Here is a 19,813-nt window from a genome sequence, read left to right as displayed (position 1 = left end):
AGTTGTTGCGCATGGTAAACTCCGCAGCTTTTTCCCTGCCACACCCCGTCGATTCCATCAGCCAGGCCGTCCGGCTGCTCGGCATGGAGGCCTTGAAGCAGTGGATCAGCGTGGCCCTTCTTTCCGAACTGGATACCAGCGACAAGGGCCAGGAGCTCATGTTCCGCGCGTTGCACCGCGCCACGTTCCTGAACCAGCTCGCTCACGCCGGGGCCATTGTCGGCATGGACAACGAGCGTCTCTTCCTGCTAGGTATGCTTTCGTGCGCCGACGCGATTTTCGGCGTCGAAATGGATGAATTGACAACCGAGCTTCAATTGCCGGTGGACTTGTCCGACGCTCTTTGCGCAAGACCGCAGTCTGAATGGGCCTGGCTTATTTCCATGCTGCAGGCGATTGAAGACAACAGGTCCGAAGAAGCGCGAAGGCATGTGGCGTCCAGGGGGCTTGACCCCATGCTGACCGCGCGGCTTTACATGTCGTCCTGCCGACTGGTGGACTGCATGCTCAAGGGACTTGCCTAGAATGTTGCCCCCCCCCCCGCATTGCACCAGGCTTGCAGCACGACGGGGCTGTGTACGCCGTACAGCTGATAACCACAATCAGTCTTGACCGATTCAACACCGGAGGACCATAATGGTTCATATCATCCTGGGGCTTCTTTTGATGGCGCTGGGCGTCTGGGGCCTCTATGACGAGTATTACTACGTTGTGGACTTCCTGAAGGGCAGCATCCCGTTGGCACTGATGGCGGGCGGGCTCCTTGCCGCGTTGGCGGGGTTCGTGCCGGTCAAGCAAGAGGAGGAGATGTGCGATGAGTAAGGGCGATCGCGGCAAGAGCGAGTTTCCCGAAGAGGATATTCTTGAGGACGTGGCCGAACCCGCAGAGGCGGTCGAAGAGGACGAGCAGGCCGAGCCCCCCAAGAAGAGCAAGGCGAAGCCGAAGAAACCCCGCCGCGAGGAAGAATCCGGCGTGGGGGACTCGCCCAGCCTGTACCTGCATTCCGCCCTGCTTCTGAGCGGCAGGCTGCTCAACAGGATGCTCAACTGGTACAACAGCATCTTCAGCCTGACCCCCAAGGACAAGGCCAAGATGTACCGGAACCTGAGCCGCCGGGCCATCGTGGCCGGAGAGCCCTCCGAGGCCATCCGCTACCTGAAGGAATGGGCCAAGAACGATCGCGCGGACGTGGAGCCCGTCTACCAGATGGGCGTGGCGCTCTCCATGATGGGCGATTACGCGCGCGCCATCGGCGCCTTCGACAAGGTGCTCAAGCTGCGCCCCAGCCACGTCATGGCCGCCTACCGCAAGAGCGCGGTGCTGCTCAAGCTCAAGAAGTTCCCCGAGGCCGCCGAGAACCTCGAACGCGTGGTGGAGGCCATGGCCGACGACGCCCGGGCCTACTACCTGCTCGGCCTGGCCTATGAGGGCATGGGCAACCTGGAAAAGGGCGTGGCCGCCATGAGCAAGGCCGTCGAACTGGACCCGGAAGAGATCAAGTACCACCAGCACCTGGGCTTCATGAACGTCCGCCGCGACGACCACAAGACGGCGGCGGAGCACTTCACCAAGGTCATGGAGCTGGAGCGCGAGCATAACGGGGAAGAGTCCTGATACGGACGAGCCCCGTCTTGTCATGAAGATACGTTTTTTGGGGGCGGCGTTCTTGGTCGCGGCATGGTGGGCGACGGCCATTGCGGCCGAACCCGTCTACTACGACCCGACCATCAAGAACATCATCAGCAAGGATTGCAGCCGTTGTCACTCCGGGCCTTTGCGCAACCTCATGGACTACTCCAGCGTGAAGGCCTACGCGGACAGCGGCATGCTGGAGGCCATGCTCGTGGGATTGATGCGACAATTCGCCGGCGCGGACGGCCCCGTGATCCTGGACTGGATCGCGGCGGGAGCCCCAAAAGCGCCGCCGAAACCGGCAGCGGGGGCCGTCGCCGCCGCCGCTACGCAGGTCTACTACGAGCCGACCATCCGCGACATCATCCGCAAGGACTGCCTGCGCTGCCACACGGGCGGCGCAAGGGACATGCGGGACTGGGACAGCGTGCGGGCCTATGCGCAAAACGGCATGCTGGAGGCCATGGTGCTGGGCTCCATGCGCCGCTTCGCCAACCAGGATGCCGACATCATCCTGCAGTGGCTGCGCAACGGAGCCCCGGAGAATCCGCCGAGAACGGCGCGCGCCGCGCCCGCCGTGGCCGCAGCAACGCAACCGCTGCACCAGGGACAGGGACAGGCACTCCTTCCTGCGCCGCCCTGCCCCCCGGGGGCTGGGCCGGGCAACGGGCCTGGCCTCGGACTGGGCCAGGGGCACGGCGGCGGCGCCGGAAGGCACCCTGGGGCCGCCCCCGCAGCCCCCGGTCAACTGACTTACGAGGGGAGCATCCAGGGGCTGCTGGCGCAGGATTGCATGCGCTGCCACCTGGGACCCTTCCGGAAAATGACGAGCTACGAAGACGTGAAAATGTATGTGGACAACGGCCTGTTCGAGGCCCTGGTCATGCCCGGCGGGCAGATGCACCGCTTCGCAGGCCCCAATACGAAAACCTACCTGGCCTGGGTGCGCGCGGGCGCGCCGAGATAGTGCGGTTTGTCCATCCCAGCAGATGAAGGGCGAGAGGAAACCATGAGAATCCCCCACATCGTATGCGGCCTGCTTGCTTTCGCGGTCGGCCTGTTCCTGACCTACCTTTGGAGCCCGCTCGTGGTGGGCGTGTTCAAGGGAGCCGTCCAGCCCATCGCGCTGATCATCGGCCTGCTCGCGCTGCTCTCGGTGGTCTTCGACAAGACGCAGTACAAGAAGATCAACCTCGTGGCGGCCGTGCTGCTCCTCGCAGTGGGCGGCTACGGACTCTACGACGAATGGATCGCTACGAAGGACTTCTGCATCGGCATTGCGCCCGTGCTTCTTGTGGGATTCGGTCTTCTGGCCGTCATGCACGGGATCCGGAACCACAAATAATTCGAGAGAAACTCCATGGGTTCCAACCGCATATCACGGATGATCGTGAAAGCGTACGGCAAGAAATTCAATCTTGTCCAACGCTCCGAGCCATCCGCAAACAACATCCAGCACTACTGGGACATGCTGGTTGAGCGCATTCCGCAGCTTGCAAACTACAAGTTCCAGATCATCATCGCACTCACCTGCGGCTCGCTTCTGCTGGCGTGCATCATCTACTTCAACATGCTCACCACCGCAGACCACGCCTGGCAGCGCAGCGCGGGACAGGTTGAAGTGTTCATGCAGCGCCGCAACGACATTTCCATCAACCTCTCCAAAGCCGTGCAGGGATACTCCGCCTACGAACGGACGGTGATGACCGAGGTCGTCAAGCTGCGCAGCCTGATCCGCCCCGGCGACCTCAAAAGCGGCAAACTGGACGACGTGCTCAAGGGCATGCGGGAAAACCAGGCCGCAACCGGAAAGGACCCGGCCGCAGGCAAGGACGCCGCCGCCCTCATGGGCAGCATGGTCGGCCTGCTCGCGGTGGCGGAACAATACCCGGACCTGAAACTCTCCGCCAACTTCCAAAGCCTGATGGCCGCCCTCATCGAGGTCGAGAAAGACCTCGCCCAGGAACGCGTCAAACTCAACGAGGCCATCTTCGCCTACGCGGAACTGACGGACCATTTCCCGTCGCGGTATTTCGCCGCGCTCTTCGGCTTCAAGGCGCCCGACTACTTCAAGGCGACACTGGAAGCCAGAACGCTCAACCCCCTGCAATTTTAAAGACTCTCAGCACAGCCATGGCGGAAGACACCTACCTGGACAGCCTCCCCATCTTCGGATGGGGCCCCATCCGCAAGAGGCTGGCCTACCTGGGCGTGTTCCTCTTTCTGTGCACCGTGTACGCGGTCAATTCCGACTACAATTTCGCTACGGGCAGCGGCAACCTCAGCATGGTGCTGTTTCTCGCGGCCAACGTGTACTTTCCCGTCAAGCGCATCGTTTTGCACTACAGGTTGAAAGGCACCCAGGAGATCATGCGCCAGCTTCTGATTTATCACATCTGGCTCAACACTTTCTCCTTCCTGGCTGCATGCGTACATTGCTATGTTGCCCTGTGGGGTAATTTCTGGCTGATGGTGGCACTTTCCCTCATGGGTTTCCTGACATTTTTCGGATTCCTCATGTGGATCAAGTACCAGCCCAACAGGATGAAGAAGGGGATTTACATCCTGCATACGCAGCAATTCCTGTTCTTCATCATGATTTTCGCAATGCTCAAAGGGCATTACGTCGTCTAACGAGGAGAAGTCCATGGCGCTGATACACACCATTGGCATCCTGATCGGCCTCGGCACGTTGGTGGCCTCCGTAATATTGTACAGGGGCGCCCACAGCCTGGAACAGTCCATACGGGACGAACTGAGCGACGTGGACGAGTAATGAAGTACAAAGCCTGCGAGCGTTGCTTCCGTTCCGTCGGCATGGTGAACATCATCGGCAACGTGATGATGATCGTGCTGAAGGCGTATCTTGGCGTTGTAGGCGGCAGTAAAGGCCTCATCGCTGATGCGATCCATTCCGTTGCGGATCTTTTGGCCACCTTCGTCATGATCATCGGCATGCGCCTTTCGGCTCAAAAGCCTGACGAGGACTATCCCGACGGCTACGGCAAGACGGAATACATGATCGCGATCTGCATCTATCTGTTCCTGTTCGTGATCGGCCTCTACATCATGCACGACGGCTACGTGACCATCATCGAGAAGAAGGTCGTGCACCCTTGCTGGTTTGCGCTCTGGGGCGCCTTCTTCGCCATCGCCATCAACGAGCTGATGTTCCGGCAGAGCGTCTGCGCCGGGACGCAGGCGGGCAGCCCCTCCATGATCGCCAAGGCCTGGGAGAGCCGCTCCGACGTCTACGCCTCCATCGCCGTGCTCATCGGCATCCTCGGGGCCATGATGGGCTACTCCTGGATGGACCCGCTGGCCGCGCTGATCGTGGGCGTGGTCATCATCAAACTGTGCATCGAGTCCATCTACGAATCCGTCCTCAAGCTCATGGACCAGGCCGCCGAGGGCGACGAACCCGACGAGGCCAAGGCCGCCATCGAGAAGGAGCTGCCCGAGGCGACGTTGCACAAGCTCGTGGCGCGCGAACTCGGCCCCGTGCTCGACATGAGAATCTGGCTGGCCATCGACCCCTCCATGACCATGGAAGATGCCGAGGCACTCAAGGCCAAGGCCGAACGGGTGATCCGGGCCGCCGTCAAACGCAACAAGATGAAGCTTTCCGTCAATCTGGTTCCCGCCGGGAGCGAAGGGTAGAGCCATGAAGCAATACGAAAATGATTTCTGCATGAAGCAGTTCAAGCCTGCCATCGCCGTCATGGCCGCACTCGTCATCGTGATTGTCGGCTGGACGCTGTGGAGGCTCTGCCCCGGATCGTTCATCACCTACACTCCCGCCCCCGCAGGGAAGCAGCAGCCCGCCCTGGCGGCCGCCAAGACCCCCATGGGACCGCCCATCGACGTCAACACCAAAATGACCCACGCCGATTGGGGCAACTGCAACAAATGCCACGTCACCACCGGCGCCGCGGGTCCAGTTTCCAAGGTAATGACCGGCCCTCCCATCATCATCTCGCAGAAGGCCACCCACAAGTACTGGGGCAACTGCATGCTCTGCCACAAGGTCACCGACGGCTGGCAGGCCAACGGCAAGTGGATCGAGCCGAAGGCCGCGCCCGGCGCCGCCGCCAAGGCCGCCGGACTTCCCTGGATGACCGCCGAGTCGCTGGGCCTGAGCGTGCAGCCCGTCACCGGAGCCATGATGGCCAAGTTCAGCCTGGCCAAGGAGGACGCTCTGCTCGTGCTCGACGTGGCCCCCGGTTCGCTGGCCGACAAGGCCGACTTCAAGCCCGGCGACGAGATCGTGCGGGTGGGCAAGTCCCCCACGGCCACCGTGTCCGCCTTCGAAGCCGCGCTCAACGACTTCGGCGCTGGCGACGACGTGAAGTTCGCCGTCTACACCGGCAAGAAATCGCGCAACATCATCATCACACTGCCCAAGAACCTCGACCCGCTTTTCAGCCAGCCCGGAGCGCAGTCGCAGTCCGCGTCCCCCCAGGCCGGCCTCGCGGGAACGCCCTCTGCAATCGTGGCCCTGGCGGTGAACGGCTCCACATTGGATTCGCCCGTGGCGCAGCAGTTCGACAACGCGCCCTTCTTCGTGCTGGTGGATCAGGTGAACCGCTCCTACCGGTTCGAGGCCAATCCCAACACGGGCCTTGCCGGACGGGGCGTTCAGACCAGTCAGCTCATGGCCAATCTGAAGGCGGGCGGCGTCATTGCTGGCGGTTTCAGCCCGGACGCCACCGTGACGTTGGGCAACCTGCGCATCGTAACCTACCCCGGCGTCACTGGAACAGCCCGGCAGGTGATCGAACTCTACCAGGCGGGCGCATTGCGCGCCGCCCAAATCCCTCAGGCCGCCCCTGCGCCTTCCGCTGGCGCTTCGGGCCGCACGGTTACCCTGTACTAGCCGGGCCTGAGCCGTTGCAGGAGATGGTCTCATGACAGATCAAGAAAGCCAGGAACTTCGGCGCAACGCGGCAGACCCGCGAGAAATGCAAAAGGCGTTTCTCTGGGCGGGGGCGTTGATGTTCGTCTGCATCCTGGCGATGCTTGTCATCCTCTTGAAGTTCACGGGCGTCAGCGCGCCCGGGAGCAAGAGCGGCGAAGACGGGAGCGAACTCAGACTGGCTGCACAGGCAGGCGGACAGGCGCAGCCAGCGCACCAGATCATCACCCTGCCGTCCGGCCTGGGCAACCAGCAGATGCAGCTCATCAACACCCCCACCCTGCCGTCCGGCCTGGGCAACCAGCAGATGCAGCTCATCAACACCCCCCTGCCCTCGGGGTTCGGCAACCAGCAGATGCAACTCATCGCCCAAAACGGCGTGTACCTGGGCCTGGGCCTTGCCGATTTGCAGCCTGCGCCCGGTCAGCAGCCTACTGGCGGGGCTTACGTATCGACCGTCATCCCCGGCTCGCCGGGCCAGAAGGCCGGCATCGAGGTCGGCGATGTGCTGCTTTCCATCGACCGCACCGCGCTCATGACTCCGGCAGACCTTGGCGGCATCCTCTCCGGAAAACGCGCGGGCGACGTGATCAAGGCTGTCTACTCGCGCAAGGGCGTCACCATGAGCGCCCACATCACCCTTGCCAACGTGCCTCTTGGCGCTTCCGTGGGCGATCCCGGCGACTCGGTGTGGCTTGGCGCCGACATCCAGAACATCGACGCCATCATACGCATCCAGTTCAACCTGCCCGACGCGAACGGCGTCATCGTCAGCTATGTGGCTCCGCAGTCTCCGGCCGAGACGGCTGGCCTCGCCACGGGCGACGTCATCAAACGCATCGGCGAGACGCGCATCAGCGACGTCAAGCAGCTCTCCGGAATCATCGCCAAAAGCGCTCCAGGCCAGCAACTGCGCATGGTGATCGAGCGCGGCGCAAAGCCCATGAACGTCACCGTGACCTTGTCGCGGCGGCCTCCTCCGCCTGCGGTGGTGCCCATGGTGGCCCCGCCGGACATCACCGTCGAGGCCACCTGGATCGGCATGGGCACGGCGGAACTCACCGGCAAGGACGTCTCGGCCCTGGGGCTTCCCCCCGGGACCAAGGGCATCCTGGTCACCGACGTGGAAGGACGGGCCATGGCCGCAGGCTTCCAGAGCGGAGACGTGATCCAGGCGGTCAACAACGTGCCCACTCCAACCATGGACGCCTTCGTCGGCGCGGCCAGCCAGCAAACCGGCGCAGTGGCGGAGATTCTTCGCGCGGGCAAGCACATGTTCCTCTCCGTGCCGCCTCCGGGCTTCACGGCGCAGGGCACGCAACTCAACGCCGGAACCAACCAGAAGTTCCAGCAGATCGCAGCCACTCGCCCGGCCATGGTGGGCGTGCTGGCCCAGAACAAGACCGTGGATTCGGCTGTGGGCTCGGAAGGTGTCAGCAACGGCCTGATCGTTGTGGACGAGGCAAAGCGCACATACGCCATCGTGGAACTCAAACGCGACAGCATGCTGCCCCCCCTGCTGCAGCAATTGGGCGTGGCGGCGCTCATCTGCGCCGACGTGACGCCCCAGACGGCCAACGTACTGAAAAGCTCGCGCATCGCCGTGTACAGCGGGGTATCAGGAACCGTACTCGGCGCGGTGAACCTCTACGAGCAGCAGGGCCTGGTTCCCTACGGCGGCAAATAGGAATGTCCGTCAGGTTTTTCGTGATCCTGCTGCTTGCGGCGTGGTTCGCTGCCGCGCCGGCGCACGCGGTTCCGGGAGGAAGGCCCGGCAACCTCGCGGAGCTGCAGGACGCCATCACGCGAAGCGTGGCGGCCAACAAGGACTCCGTCGTCAGCGTCAAGGCCCGGAAGAAGGCCGCGACCCAAGGCGGGGGCGAAATCTGGTACGAAAGCATAGGCACGGGTGTCGTAGTGGACGAGCGCGGATACATCCTGACGAACTCCCACGTCGTGCGCGGCGGGGACGGCATCCTTGCGGGCTTCTGGCGGCAAGGGGCTCAGGAGGTTTCCGCCGTGATCGTGGACGAAGACCCCGAACTCGACCTGGCGCTCCTGCGCGTCACCCCTCCCGTCGAACTGCGCAAGGCCGTGTTCGGCGACTCGAGCCGACTCGCCCAGGGAGACTGGGTGGTGGCCCTGGGCTGCCCTCTCGGATACCAGTTCTCGGCAAGCTTCGGCATCATCAGCGCCCTGCAACGCGACCTGAGCATCGACGGCGTGGCCTACAGGAACATGCTCCAGACCGACGCCGACATCAATCAGGGCAACAGCGGCGGCCCTCTCCTCGACCTGAACGGCAGGATCGCCGGCATCAACGTTGCCATCTACTCGCCCGACAACGCCTACACGGGCGTGGGCTTCGTCATCCCGGCCAACAAGGCCCGTAATTTCGTCTCGCAGACCGTGGGCGTGGTTTCGGCCATCCCGGCGGCGCAGGTGACGCCCGCACCTCCAGGCCTGCCTGCGCTTCAGCCCCTGCCCGCGCAGCCTGGCCAGCCGGGCGCGCAGCTTCCGGCGCCCCAAGACACGCCTGGGGCACCCGGTTCGCCCGCCACACCGCAGGTCGGCGGAGCGCCAGACCAGTGGACCGCCCTGCCCGCCGCGCAGACAACCGTCAGCCAGACTCCTACCGGCGCAGCCCCCACACAGACCGCCACGGTGCAGGACCAGTGGACCCCTCTGCCGGACGCCCGGCAGAGCCCTGCCCAGTCCACCGCCCAGCGGAATCCGGCGCAGGCCGCTCCCTTGCAGCAGGCGGCAGCGCAGACTCCCGCCGCCCCGGTGGTCGATCCGGCCAAGCTTCTGCCCCTGGACATGACCAAAAAGATGCCCAAGGACGCCACCCACAAGGATTTCCCACCTTGCGCCACCTGCCACGTGGTCACCAAGAAGAGCGTGGTGAACATCAACAAGCCCATGCCGCATCCGCAGCTCGGCTCCTGCTCCACCTGCCATGACATCATCCAGGAGAAAGTGGCCCAAGGCCCCGTCACCGTGGCCTGGGAAAGGGTGATCGAACGCGTTCCTGCGGCATCGTGGGTACCCGCATCGCATGTTTCGGCTTGCCTCTGGCTTCTCCTGGCCGCGCTGGCCGCAATGGTCATCCGTCTCGACCCAGGCCTTCTGGGCGTTCCGACGCTTCTTCTCATGGGTTACGACGTGGTCACGGCCATCCAGGCGGGTCTCGCGCTTTCAGCCGCGACGGGCTTGGTCGCCATGCTGCGCTCAGGCGTGAAGGGGATGGTCGACCTGCGCCTGATCGGAGCCGTTGCTCCGGTGGCCGTCGTGTTCGCCTTCGCAGGCGGCATCGGCCTTCGCTTCCTGCCCGTGCAGACCCTCCCCGTGGCCATTGCCGCAGTGCTCACGGCGGCGGCGCTCCTGCAGCTTTCCGACTTGCGGCTGGCCTCGGCCCTGGCCGGGAAGGACTCGGGCGGACTGGCCTGGCGCAAAACATGCGATGGCCACGAGTATGCCGTCGGCCTTGGCATGTGCGCTCTCATCACCATGCCTGCGGCACTGGCGGGCGCCATGACCGGAACCGGCGGCGTCTGGCTGTTCATGCCGCTCTTCGTCTCGGTGTTTCGAACGCCGATGCCCATGGCTGAGGCCGCAAGCTCGGTGCTCGCCGTGTGCGTAGGCCTCGCGGGCTTGCTCGGCACGGCGGTCGGCACGGCGCAGCCTTCCTTGCCGCTGGTCCTGGCGGTGGCATGCGCCGCTGCCACAGGAGCGCTGGCGGGCCTCGTTTCTGGGGCTTTCCGGCATGGCCGGGCCGCGCGCCTGTGCGGCTTCACCCTGCTCGTCTTCGCCGCGCTCGGCCTCACAGCGCGGATCATGGGTTATCTATGAAGCCACTTCGCGACAATACCGTCAGAAGATTCTTCTGGCCCGGGCTCTTCCTGCTTGCGCTGCTGGTTTCCATGCTCGCCAGCAACATGGCGGTGTTTCAGAACGCGCCACCGCTTCTGCCCACCCCTGCGGCCCCTATCCAGATGTCAGCCGGGACCGCACCGCAACAGGCCATCCCGCAGGTCCAGGCCCCTGCGCCACAGCTTGAGGCCCACCGCGCGGTGCAGGAAGACGTAAGCCAGATCATCGCGGCAGTCATGCCCGCCGTCGTCAGCGTAAGCAGACCCGGGCAGGTTCAGGACACCCAGCCCTCCGGGCCGGTCACCTACCTGACGCCCGGCGGCAACCCGACCGCTCCTGCAGGTTCCGGCATCGTGGTGGACGAGCGCGGCTTCGTGTTGACCACGTTCCAGTCGGTGGGCAAGGCGAGCGTGGTCAAAGTGACCGTGTTCGCCGGTTCGCAAAAAGAGTACCTGGCCGATGTCGTGGGCATTGACTCCACTTGCGACCTGGCGCTCCTGAAGATCCGCGCCAACAAGCTGTTCGCCGCAGTGCCGCTTGGCAACTCCGACGCCGTCAACGTGGGCGACATCGTTTTTGCCGTGGGCAATCCTTTCGGGTTCACAGGAACGGTGACCATGGGCATCGTGAGCAGCGCCAGCCGCCAGGTGACCATCCAGGGCATCCGCTACCCCGACTTGATCCAGACAGACGCAGCCATCAACGACGGCAACAACGGCGGCCCTCTCATCAACATCCGGGGCGAGGTCGTCGGGGTGAACATGGCGACGCTCATGCCGGACCACAAGTACTCCGGCATAGGCTTCGCCGCCCCCATCAACAACGCCGCCAACCTTCTTTCGGGAAGGACGCGCTGAGGTCGGGCCATGACGCGAAAGACCTTGTTCATCGTCGTCGCGACGGCGAGCCTGACCCTGTTGCTTCTCGGCGCATGGCGCGGCGAATTCAGGGAGATCTGGTTCAACGGTTCAACCCTCTGACTGGCATGTCTCGGACTGGGCTAGTCCGAAAACGGGCGAAAGCGAGCGCAACCGATCCCCGAGAGGGGGAAGAGAATGAGGATACGGCCTATGGGAATCCTGAAAGAAATTGAAGGCATGGTGAAGAATCTGGAAGCCTACCTGGGCGTGAAAACGTCCACGCTGGCCGCCTTCGGCGGTTCGGTGGCCCTTGTGGCCCTGGCCTCCACCGCTGCCTACTGGGGCGTTTACGGATTCGGCCACTGGAAAAACGAAATGAGCGTGGCCAACAAGATCATGCTGGCGGCAGCACCCCAACCTGTGGCCGGACAACCCGCTCCGGCGCGGCCCGCCCCCCAGACGGGCCAGACCGCGCTGCAGGCCGCCCCCCCCCAGGCCGGGCAGTATGTCTGCAACATTCACGGCGTGGTGGGCCTGCCCCGCGTGGGCGCCAACGGCCAGGCCGCGTGCCCCATTTGCGGCCAGACCATGCAATTCCGCTGTCTGCCCGGCGCAGCCGGTCAGCAGACCTCGCCTCCTGCAGGCGCCACCGTGGCTGCGTGGGCCGGCTGAGGCGGTCCTGCCGGCCAGGTTGGCCAGCAAACCACCGTTCGCTAGTTTCATGTGCTGATGTGAGGAAACAATGCAGTTGTCGCAGTTACGAACGTTCATCCAGGCAGCCAGCGCCATAATGAGCAACGGATACGTTGGCTCCCTGGTCACGCGCTACGTGAACACCAATCAACTGAAAGGTGTATGCGTTCCGTATCTCAACTGCTATGCATGTCCTTCGGCGTTATATTCCTGTCCGATTGGTACGTTGCAACATTTCATGGCCATTCGCAGCGTTCCCTACATGCTGCTTGGCATGATCGGCCTGGTGGGCGCCTTCACCGGCCGAATGGCCTGTGGATGGGCCTGTCCGTTCGGCTTCTTTCAGGAGTTGCTTCACCGCATCCCGTCGCCCAAATTCCAGATTCCCCGCGCGTTCAGGCATGTGAAGTGGGCAGTGCTGGCAGTGACCGTGCTTTTCGTGCCTTGGCTTACGGCCTCGACGCTCTTCTGCAAGCTCTGCCCGGCGGGCGGTCTTCTGGCTGCGGTGCCCTGGGTGGCTTGGAACCCCGTCAACCCGTTCACCGGCGCGCCGGTCTTGCCGGTGGCCCCTGACATCCAATATGTCGCGGTCGTTCTCGGCGTGGCGGCGTTTCTGCTTGCCTTCGTGTTCGTGAAACGCATATTCTGCAAAATGTTCTGCCCCATGGGAGCGATTCTCGCGCTGTTCAACAGCATAAGTTTCGTAAGGCTTGAAATGTCGCCCGATTGCGACGACTGCTCAGCCTGCAACGCGAGCTGCCCCATGGATCTGGACGTGCCCGTGGAGCTCAACTCCACTGAGTGCATCCGCTGCTTCGAATGCACCAGGTGCGGACATGTCAAGATTGTCACTTCTCTCAACGCCCGGAGCCGGTCGGATGCAGAAATCGTATCGTAGCGTGCCCGGCGGCCAGAACACTTTCATTGCGATCGGGATTGTGTTCCTGATCCTTTTGGCCGTTGTCTTCTTCGTGCTGCACAAAAGCACGAGCAAGCCGCAGAGCCCGCAGGCCATGGTCGCCGCAGCTGTGTCCGAATGGTTCGCGCCGACACCCAGGGAGTGGCAACCGGGCATGGGCCCCCAGCCGCTCATCTATCATCCTGCGGCACAGCAGCAGCTGGTTTGGGAGCCCCTCCCCGGATCGCCGCAGGCGCAGAAACCAAAATTCGAGACTGGATGGCGGGCTTTGCCCGGCCAACAGCCAGCGAAACCGATGCCCGGAACTCCTGCCACCTCAGGAAACGGGATACGCGCCTACACGGGCCCAGTGCAATGACGAATGCCCTTGGCCGCATAAAGCGACTGCGCTTTACAACAAGGCGTGAACCGACCAGATTTCGTGATGTGAGCCTTGATCGACGGAGACAAAGATGCTGAGAACCGTTTTGACAGTCTTAGCCACCGTACTTGGTGTGCTATTCACTCTGAACAACTTCGACCACGTCCAGGTGCATTTGCTCATGGGCAAGGCCGTGGAGATCAGGGTTATTTTTCTCATCTTCATCTCCTTCGGCCTGGGTTTCATCGTGAGGCACTTCATAGGCATTTCGCGGGAGGAAGAGCTTAAACGGCGTCTTTTGCTCATGCGAAGCAGGAAGAAGAAGGACTCTTCCAACGACAACCTGTTTGACGAATTCGAGTAGCCATCATGAAAGACTCGTATTGCTCCGGTTGCATGCAAAAAGCAGCCTGGTACTCCATCTGGGCAAGCCTTCTCCTCGCGCTGCTGCAGACTCTTGTAGGCTTTGTCGCCGGAAGCACCGCATGCCTTGCAATTGCCATCCAATCTATATCGAACATTATTTCGTCGTTTAGCATCATCATCACCCAGAAGGTGACCGCCAGGGAAGCAGACGAACATTTTCCATTCGGATACGGCAAGGCTGAGTACATCGCTGCCGGTTTCACCTGCATCATCTTCGCGGTGGTCACACTGGCCATCACCTGGATAGCCGTGAAACAGTTCATGAACGCCCCGGCTGCGCTCATGGACTTTTCTCCGTTCCTGGTTGCGGTCGCCTCCATCATCGGCAACGAGATCCTGTACCATTATCTGCGCTGCGTGGCCGTGCACGCCAAAAGCCCCGCCATCATGGCAAACGCCATGGCCAACCGCGCCGACTCCTACGCGGCGGGCGTGGTGGCCGTGTGCTCGCTCGGCGCATGGTGGGGCCTGCCCAGGCTTGACGCTGTGGCCACACTGGTGGTGGCCCTGCTCATCGGCCGCGTACTCTACAAGGTGTTTCTCGACGCCTTGGCCGGTCTTCTCGACAAGTCGGTCAACGGCGCTTATGAAGATAAAATCTATGAAATTGCCCACGGCGTGCCTGAGGTGGGGCTTGTGAACTCGCTCAAGACGCACCGCACCGGGCGCAAGGTCAAAGCCGAGCTTGAAATCCTCGTGGATCGTTCCAAGACGGTCCAGGAGGCCTACGCCATAGCCGAAAGCGTCCGAACGAAGCTTGTGGCTACATTTGCCGACCTCGATGATGTTGTTGTCGTATTCAAAACCGGAAAACTCGGCTCTTGCTGCAAATCTGCCGGAAACTCCCAGCCGGCAGGGGAGATGATATGAGTTCCAAAGCCGATTGCCTCAACTGCGCCATCAGGGGCTACAGCCCCGAGGTTTGCGCCCTGCACCTGCGCATGGCCAAAGGCGGCGAGGACGTGGACGCAACGACCAGAACCTGCGGTTCCTGCGCGCAGGGGAACTCCAAAAACCACCTTGGCAAAACCCTTGCCGCCGGAGCCTGCGTGGGCATGGTGGCCTCGGTGGCAGGACTCGGTGCGGCTGTGGCTGTGGGCGTCAAGGGCGTCATCGAAACCGTGCTCGCCGCAAAGGTCGTAGCGGGAATGGGCATTGCCGGAGCCGCCACTTCGGCCGCCATCAAAAACAAAGCGGACAAGCAAGACGGCAAAGGAAACGGCCACCTGGGCTATTCGGTGCCGATTCTCTACGTCAAGGAGGAATAAGCCATGAACGACTTCACCTCTGATTACGAAGCAAGGAAGAAAGAAATCCGCATCCGCAACGGTTCTGCCGCCCTCAAACGCGCAAACCGCTTCGACGATGATCTCATTGCATTCGACGACCTTGAAAAACCCCGCCAGGTGGGGGTCATGGACGTGCTCAACGTCGGCTCCAAAGTCGTCATCGGCACGGGCGTAGGCCTCCTGGCCGGTGTGGCGACCATCGCCATCGTGGCCAGCGCGGGCGAACTGATCCTCGCCGGTGCTGTCACCAAGGTCGCCGGAGTCGTCGGCGGGGCCATGGGCCTGTCGCTGGGCTTAGGTTCCATGAAGAAGAAAACCTCGGCACGGGCGGAGTAGACGTCCATGCGTACGGTCCTCGCGCGAGGCGCTGGCGCGAAGTGCAAGCAGTGCGACACGGCCATGGACATCATCCAGGCCGACAAGTTCGACAAGAAGTGGGCCTATGGAACCATCGCCTTCGGCGCGCTGTTCACGCTTTTCGGCGGCCTGTTTCTAGGGATCATCATCGTCGTTGCAGGCATCTACATGGCGGGCGCCAAAGAGACCATCAGCTGCTGCACCCGTTGCGGCTATTACTTCAAGACCCGCTACGGGGACCTTGATCCTTGATGGTTATGGCATTCATGATGCACAATTTTTTGCACTCGCCGCAACCGAGGCATCTCTCAGGATCGACACGGCATGCAGCGCCAACCAGCAAACCGCCTCTTTTGTAGATGATTGCCTCCTGGGGGCAGTGCAAGAGACATGTTTTGCATGCAGCACAAATGTTCGGTTCAATATGAGCAATTCTCTTGACCTTTTTCCCCTTCGCCGGGGGCCTGATGCCGTTTGGGTCTTCGATTGCGCCTCGCGGACAGGAGCGGAAGCACGTTCCGCATTCTGTGCAGAACAGGCTCTCGATGTGATGCTGCTGCTTGCGCTCTCCACTGATGGCGTGTTCGGGACATTTTTTCGCGCAAGCACCGCAGCCGATGCAGTCGGATGTGATCGTGTAGGGCATGATGACCGTATATCGTCGAATTGCTCGAATGAAGCGAATGGAATTGTTCTTTCGTCTAATTGTCATTCTTATTCATGGATTTCGACTTGTCAATGAGCAATGCAACGCAAGCCAGACGGACGGTCATCCTGGGGCTGCCCAACAGCGGGAAGAGCCATCTCTTCACACGCCTGACGGGACGCTACGCCGAAGTGGCCAATGCGCCCCTTACCACCATCGATCTCAACGAAGCACCGGTAGCTGGTGAAGAAACATGTTCGACACTCGTCGACACGCCGGGCATCTACACCCTGTTTGGAGACGACGACAGCCTCGGCTGCATACGCGAAGCCCTCAGCTCTCCCCGCCCCGACGTCATTTTGTTCTGCATCGACGCCAACAGGCTCAAGCAGTCATTGGGCCTCGCACTTGAAGTCGCCACGCTGGGCATTCCGACCGTCTATTCGCTGAACATGCTCGACGAAGCGACCCGCAACGGACTCAGCATAGACATCTCTGCCCTCAAACGCGCGCTGCAGGCCCCGGTTGCCACGTTTTCAGGCAAGAACGGCAACGGATTCCATGGCCTGCTGGACAAGGCCAAGCCCGCCCCCCCCGACGACATCCGACACACCCGCTCCTTGCGCCAGGCGCTTTCGACCGTCCGGGAGGCAATGCCGTCGGGCGTTGCCTACCCCGATGCCGAAGCGCACGCGCTGCTGCTCTCCGGAAAGGGCGGCTGCCGTTTCGGGTGCACTCCGGGGATTGATCCGGCCGAACCCCTCCGGCAGACACTCGGAGAAATCAAACGTTCCATGCGCGGAGACCCCGGAGTCAAGCTTCGCGCCGCATGGCACGCCTGGGTGGACGGCTGTTTCCGGCGCGTGGCGCGCAGGGGCCACGCCCCCGTCAACGACGCCCTGGCCCACCTCGGGCACCTTTGCCGCTCGGTGACGACCGGCCCGCTCATATTGATAATGATTCTGTATATTACCTTCAAGCTCGTGGTGGACGGCGCCAATGCCGTTGCCGAAGCCATGAACAACCACCTCTGGCAGCCAGTCCACGATGCCCTTCAAGCAGCCCTGCCTGCCGGATTCTGGACAGAACTTATGATCGGGGACTACGGCATGCTCTCCATGGGCGTTGCGAATGCGCTGCTTACAGTTGTCCCCATACTCACTGTTTTCTATTTCATATTCAATACACTGGAAGAGATCGGCTATCTTCCGAACCTCTCGGTGCTCACACGACGCCTTCTGGGCAAACTTGGCCTCGGCAGCAGCGCCATCATGCCGCTGGTCCTCGGCTTCGGTTGCAAGACCATGGCCACGCTCACCGCCAAGACAATCACGTCTCCAAGGGAGCGCTTCATCACCATCTTCCTGGTCGCCTTCGCCATTCCCTGCGCCGGCCAGATGGGGCTCAACATGAGCATCGTCGGCAGGATGGGCTGGGGCGCCTTCATCATTTCCAGCGCATGGCTTCTTGCGGTCGAACTTCTGGCCGGACTGGGGCTCAACCGGTTCCTGAAGCAAAAGGAAACCCTTGACCCCTTCATTCTGCAACTTCCCCCCATACGGATTCCTTCACTGGCCGTCATCGCCAAGAAAACGTTCATGAAGGTCTGGACCTTCATCAAGGAATCCCTCGGCGTTTTCATCCTGGCAGCCCTGTTCCTCTTCAGTATCGATGCCGTGGGCATTCTTGACAAACTCAAGACATGGCTGGAACCCGTGCTGGAGCATGCATTGGGCCTGCCCTCCTCCATGGTGGACGCGCTCATCCTGCTGCTTGCACGGCACGAGGCTGCCGCCGCGCTCATCATCGATCTGATTCGAAAGGGTGAGTTGGACTACAATCAAAGTATCGTCGCCGTCACACTGACGACCATGTTTGCGCCATGTTTTGCAAACGTAATGGCGATATCAAAAGTATTGAGCGTTCGCGATGCGGCATTGATCTTCATCGCCGTCAACATTTGCGCCATCGCCGCCTCTGCTTCGCTCAATACGCTCTTGCGTCTCTTCGGAGGATGACATGCACGCCCAGGATGAATGCCTTGAAAAGCTTTGGATTATGTGCGAAAAAGGTGAAGACGGCCTTGATACGTTCGTGCGCATGATGGGCGCCGACTACATCGAGGGGATGCTGTCTGACTTGCAGGCGACCGGATTGGCATCAATCACCGACAGCGGTCGACGCATCACCCTGACCAAGAACGGGGCGGAACGGGCGAAGCACATCATCCGCGCGCACCGGATCGGTGAACGGCTTCTTTACGATGTTTTTGGCGGCAACTTCGAGGACGGGGCATGCGAATTCGAACACACCCACTCTACGGAACTTGTGGATGGATTGTGCACGTTGCTTGGCCATCCCACCAAGTGTCCGCACGGCAATCCCATTCCTCCGGGCAACTGCTGCAACAACTTCACGACGGCGATACGTCATGCCGTCGCTCCTTTGAAGTCGCTTGCCATCGGAGAAATGGCCAAGGTTGCCTACATCGACTGCCGCGACAACCGCTGCCTCTTCAAACTCAATGGCTTCCAAATTCGCCCCGGGGTGGAAATCACCTTGAGGCAGATTGCACCTTGCGTCGTCGTGGAATGCGAGGGTTCGAGCGTGGCGCTTGACGACACCATCGCGGATTCCATCCGCGTATGGTCGAGCAACGGCAACGGACACGTGGCCGAGACCGAGCACGTCCCGCCCAAGCGGAAGCGCAGCCTGCTGCGCAGGATCGGATCCAGGTTGGCGGGCCGCTAGGTTCCGGCCGGGTCTTACGTCAACGAGCATCATGGGGGCAGACATGACGCATTGCCAGGATGTCGAGACCGACTTCGGAGGCTACTCCAGGGCGCTGGCCGCCTACACAGGCATGAAGGCCGGGAGCTACTTCGTGCGAAGCGGCCGTTTCGTGGGGCGCGGCACCCGTGAATCGGCCGCGGCCCTGGCCCAGGCCGGCAAGCTGATGCTGGCCTCCGTCGAATACGGGGGCATGGTTTCGGCCAGTCTGGTCAAACGGGGCGGACAGGCCACGGGCGAATGCGTCTGCCGCCTGTTCACGCCGGTTGCCAACGCGGCCACGGCTCCGTTCCGGGCCATCCACAACACGGTGGGACGCATGTTTTCATCCGAATCAAAGGCACAGGATTCCAAGACCTTGCATGAAATCGTCGAGCGGCTCTCCCGCATCGAAGAGCGCCTGGGCAGGATCGAGGAACAGGGCGTGCGCGCGGTCGCTGTCCCCAGCCGCGCCGAAGCGCCCAAACCCGAGGCGAAGAAACTCAGCAAGGACCGGCAGGCCTTCCTTCGCGCCCTGGTGAACGAGAACCTGGCCATCCGTAAAGAATCCGGCAAGTGACGCCATCCCCAAGGAGTTGACGCAATGAGCAACGTGAAGGTTTTGAACGTCGGAATCGACCTGGGGACGTCGCGCAGCGTGATCGCCTGCGACAACGGCGTCAGGACGTTCGTGCCGAGCTACGTGGGCTATCCCAAGGACATGGTCTCGCGCAAACTCATCGGCAAGGACGTCGTGTTCGGCCAGGACGCGCTGAAAAACCGTCTGGCCCTGGACGTGCGCAGGCCCTTCGAAAAGGGCATGATCAAGTATTCCAACATGCAGGACGTGAACCCCGCCGAGTTCGAGACCTACAAGAAAGTGGCGCGCGACCTGCTGAGCCACCTCATCGAACTCGTGAAGGCCGAAGAGACGGGCCCCGTGTCCGTGCGGGCGGTTCTCGGCGCTCCCGCCCTGGCGAGCACCCAGAACAAGAAACTCCTCGTGGAGATCGCGCGCGACATGATCGACGACGTGCTCATCGCCTCCGAGCCCTTCGCCGTGGCCTACGGC

The 19,813-nt window shown here is 62.0% G+C and carries 26 protein-coding genes; 25 read left to right on the top strand and 1 reads right to left on the bottom strand.

What is annotated here, in order from left to right:
* From ACV4UX_RS10785 to ACV4UX_RS10685, 21 genes are all read left to right on the top strand, one after another.
* On the top strand, nucleotides 1-524 hold a 524-nt coding region (locus ACV4UX_RS10785), incomplete at its 5' end, for an HDOD domain-containing protein (RefSeq protein ID WP_491593291.1).
* A gap of 112 nt (nucleotides 525-636) precedes the next feature.
* Nucleotides 637-822, top strand: a complete 186-nt coding sequence (locus ACV4UX_RS10780; protein WP_491593290.1) for a hypothetical protein — start codon at nucleotides 637-639, stop codon at nucleotides 820-822.
* Nucleotides 815-1,615, top strand: coding sequence for a magnetosome protein MamA (gene mamA / locus ACV4UX_RS10775; RefSeq protein ID WP_491593289.1), 801 nt, complete (start codon nucleotides 815-817; stop codon nucleotides 1,613-1,615). Before ACV4UX_RS10780 ends, mamA begins: the two co-directional genes overlap by 8 nt.
* A 52-nt stretch (nucleotides 1,616-1,667) precedes the next feature.
* Nucleotides 1,668-2,600 carry a hypothetical protein gene (locus ACV4UX_RS10770; protein WP_491593288.1) on the top strand — a complete coding sequence of 311 codons (933 nt, stop codon included), beginning with the start codon at nucleotides 1,668-1,670 and terminating at the stop codon, nucleotides 2,598-2,600.
* A gap of 42 nt (nucleotides 2,601-2,642) precedes the next feature.
* Nucleotides 2,643-2,978 carry a hypothetical protein gene (locus ACV4UX_RS10765; RefSeq protein ID WP_491593287.1) on the top strand — a complete coding sequence of 112 codons (336 nt, stop codon included), beginning with the start codon at nucleotides 2,643-2,645 and terminating at the stop codon, nucleotides 2,976-2,978.
* A 39-nt stretch (nucleotides 2,979-3,017) separates the two neighbouring features.
* Nucleotides 3,018-3,749 carry a LemA family protein gene (locus ACV4UX_RS10760; protein WP_491593286.1) on the top strand — a complete coding sequence of 244 codons (732 nt, stop codon included), beginning with the start codon at nucleotides 3,018-3,020 and terminating at the stop codon, nucleotides 3,747-3,749.
* A gap of 17 nt (nucleotides 3,750-3,766) precedes the next feature.
* A complete protein-coding gene (locus ACV4UX_RS10755) occupies nucleotides 3,767-4,267 on the top strand; it encodes a hypothetical protein (protein WP_491593285.1) in 501 nt (166 codons plus the stop codon).
* 13 nt (nucleotides 4,268-4,280) lie between these two features.
* On the top strand, nucleotides 4,281-4,409 hold the full coding sequence (locus ACV4UX_RS10750; RefSeq protein WP_491593284.1) for a hypothetical protein: 129 nt from the start codon (nucleotides 4,281-4,283) through the stop codon (nucleotides 4,407-4,409).
* Nucleotides 4,409-5,293, top strand: coding sequence for a cation diffusion facilitator family transporter (locus tag ACV4UX_RS10745; protein WP_491593283.1), 885 nt, complete (start codon nucleotides 4,409-4,411; stop codon nucleotides 5,291-5,293). The genes ACV4UX_RS10750 and ACV4UX_RS10745 overlap by 1 nt, the downstream gene beginning before the upstream one ends.
* Before the next feature lie 4 nt (nucleotides 5,294-5,297).
* On the top strand, nucleotides 5,298-6,509 hold the full coding sequence (locus ACV4UX_RS10740; RefSeq protein WP_491593282.1) for a magnetochrome domain-containing protein: 1,212 nt from the start codon (nucleotides 5,298-5,300) through the stop codon (nucleotides 6,507-6,509).
* Nucleotides 6,510-6,594: 85 nt separating this feature from the next.
* Nucleotides 6,595-8,235: a PDZ domain-containing protein gene (locus ACV4UX_RS10735; protein ID WP_491593281.1), complete on the top strand. Its 1,641-nt coding sequence runs from the start codon at nucleotides 6,595-6,597 to the stop codon at nucleotides 8,233-8,235.
* 2 nt (nucleotides 8,236-8,237) lie between these two features.
* Entirely contained in the window at nucleotides 8,238-10,400 is a 2,163-nt protein-coding gene (locus ACV4UX_RS10730) for a TSUP family transporter (RefSeq protein ID WP_491593280.1), read from the top strand.
* Entirely contained in the window at nucleotides 10,397-11,278 is an 882-nt protein-coding gene (locus ACV4UX_RS10725; RefSeq protein WP_491593279.1) for a S1C family serine protease, read from the top strand. The genes ACV4UX_RS10730 and ACV4UX_RS10725 overlap by 4 nt, the downstream gene beginning before the upstream one ends.
* A gap of 213 nt (nucleotides 11,279-11,491) precedes the next feature.
* Complete coding sequence (locus tag ACV4UX_RS10720; protein ID WP_491593278.1) at nucleotides 11,492-11,953, top strand: hypothetical protein; 462 nt, start codon at nucleotides 11,492-11,494, stop codon at nucleotides 11,951-11,953.
* Between the two features lie 70 nt (nucleotides 11,954-12,023).
* Nucleotides 12,024-12,872: a 4Fe-4S binding protein gene (locus tag ACV4UX_RS10715; protein WP_491593277.1), complete on the top strand. Its 849-nt coding sequence runs from the start codon at nucleotides 12,024-12,026 to the stop codon at nucleotides 12,870-12,872.
* On the top strand, nucleotides 12,853-13,251 hold the full coding sequence (locus tag ACV4UX_RS10710; RefSeq protein WP_491593276.1) for an OadG family protein: 399 nt from the start codon (nucleotides 12,853-12,855) through the stop codon (nucleotides 13,249-13,251). The genes ACV4UX_RS10715 and ACV4UX_RS10710 overlap by 20 nt, the downstream gene beginning before the upstream one ends.
* Before the next feature lie 136 nt (nucleotides 13,252-13,387).
* On the top strand, nucleotides 13,388-13,618 hold the full coding sequence (locus ACV4UX_RS10705) for a LapA family protein (RefSeq protein ID WP_491593275.1): 231 nt from the start codon (nucleotides 13,388-13,390) through the stop codon (nucleotides 13,616-13,618).
* A gap of 32 nt (nucleotides 13,619-13,650) precedes the next feature.
* Nucleotides 13,651-14,550, top strand: coding sequence for a cation diffusion facilitator family transporter (locus ACV4UX_RS10700; protein ID WP_491593274.1), 900 nt, complete (start codon nucleotides 13,651-13,653; stop codon nucleotides 14,548-14,550).
* Complete coding sequence (locus ACV4UX_RS10695) at nucleotides 14,547-14,948, top strand: hypothetical protein (RefSeq protein ID WP_491593273.1); 402 nt, start codon at nucleotides 14,547-14,549, stop codon at nucleotides 14,946-14,948. Before ACV4UX_RS10700 ends, ACV4UX_RS10695 begins: the two co-directional genes overlap by 4 nt.
* Nucleotides 14,949-14,951: 3 nt before the next feature.
* The gene (locus ACV4UX_RS10690; protein ID WP_491593272.1) at nucleotides 14,952-15,305 is read left to right on the top strand and encodes a hypothetical protein; all 354 of its coding nucleotides are present in this window, start codon (nucleotides 14,952-14,954) and stop codon (nucleotides 15,303-15,305) included.
* 6 nt (nucleotides 15,306-15,311) lie between these two features.
* A complete protein-coding gene (locus ACV4UX_RS10685) occupies nucleotides 15,312-15,578 on the top strand; it encodes a hypothetical protein (protein ID WP_173080303.1) in 267 nt (88 codons plus the stop codon).
* Here the strand turns inward: ACV4UX_RS10685 and ACV4UX_RS10680 are convergent.
* On the bottom strand, nucleotides 15,547-15,972 hold the full coding sequence (locus ACV4UX_RS10680; RefSeq protein ID WP_491593271.1) for a 4Fe-4S binding protein: 426 nt from the start codon (nucleotides 15,970-15,972) through the stop codon (nucleotides 15,547-15,549). The genes ACV4UX_RS10685 and ACV4UX_RS10680 overlap by 32 nt on opposite strands.
* Before the next feature lie 74 nt (nucleotides 15,973-16,046).
* Here ACV4UX_RS10680 and ACV4UX_RS10675 point away from each other — a divergent pair, with 74 nt between their 5' ends.
* The 4 genes from ACV4UX_RS10675 to ACV4UX_RS10660 all read left to right on the top strand — a co-directional run.
* Nucleotides 16,047-17,990, top strand: a complete 1,944-nt coding sequence (locus ACV4UX_RS10675) for a FeoB small GTPase domain-containing protein (RefSeq protein ID WP_491593270.1) — start codon at nucleotides 16,047-16,049, stop codon at nucleotides 17,988-17,990.
* Nucleotide 17,991: 1 nt separating this feature from the next.
* Nucleotides 17,992-18,723: a metal-dependent transcriptional regulator gene (locus ACV4UX_RS10670; protein ID WP_491593269.1), complete on the top strand. Its 732-nt coding sequence runs from the start codon at nucleotides 17,992-17,994 to the stop codon at nucleotides 18,721-18,723.
* Between the two features lie 43 nt (nucleotides 18,724-18,766).
* Nucleotides 18,767-19,321, top strand: a complete 555-nt coding sequence (locus ACV4UX_RS10665; RefSeq protein WP_491593268.1) for a hypothetical protein — start codon at nucleotides 18,767-18,769, stop codon at nucleotides 19,319-19,321.
* 24 nt (nucleotides 19,322-19,345) lie between these two features.
* Nucleotides 19,346-19,813 (top strand): hypothetical protein (locus ACV4UX_RS10660; protein WP_491593267.1); only part of this gene is annotated, 468 nt, incomplete at its 3' end.

Source organism: Fundidesulfovibrio sp., from assembly GCF_058402725.1.
Note: the sequence above shows the minus strand (reverse complement) of the source record. Positions and strands in the feature narration are given on the sequence as shown.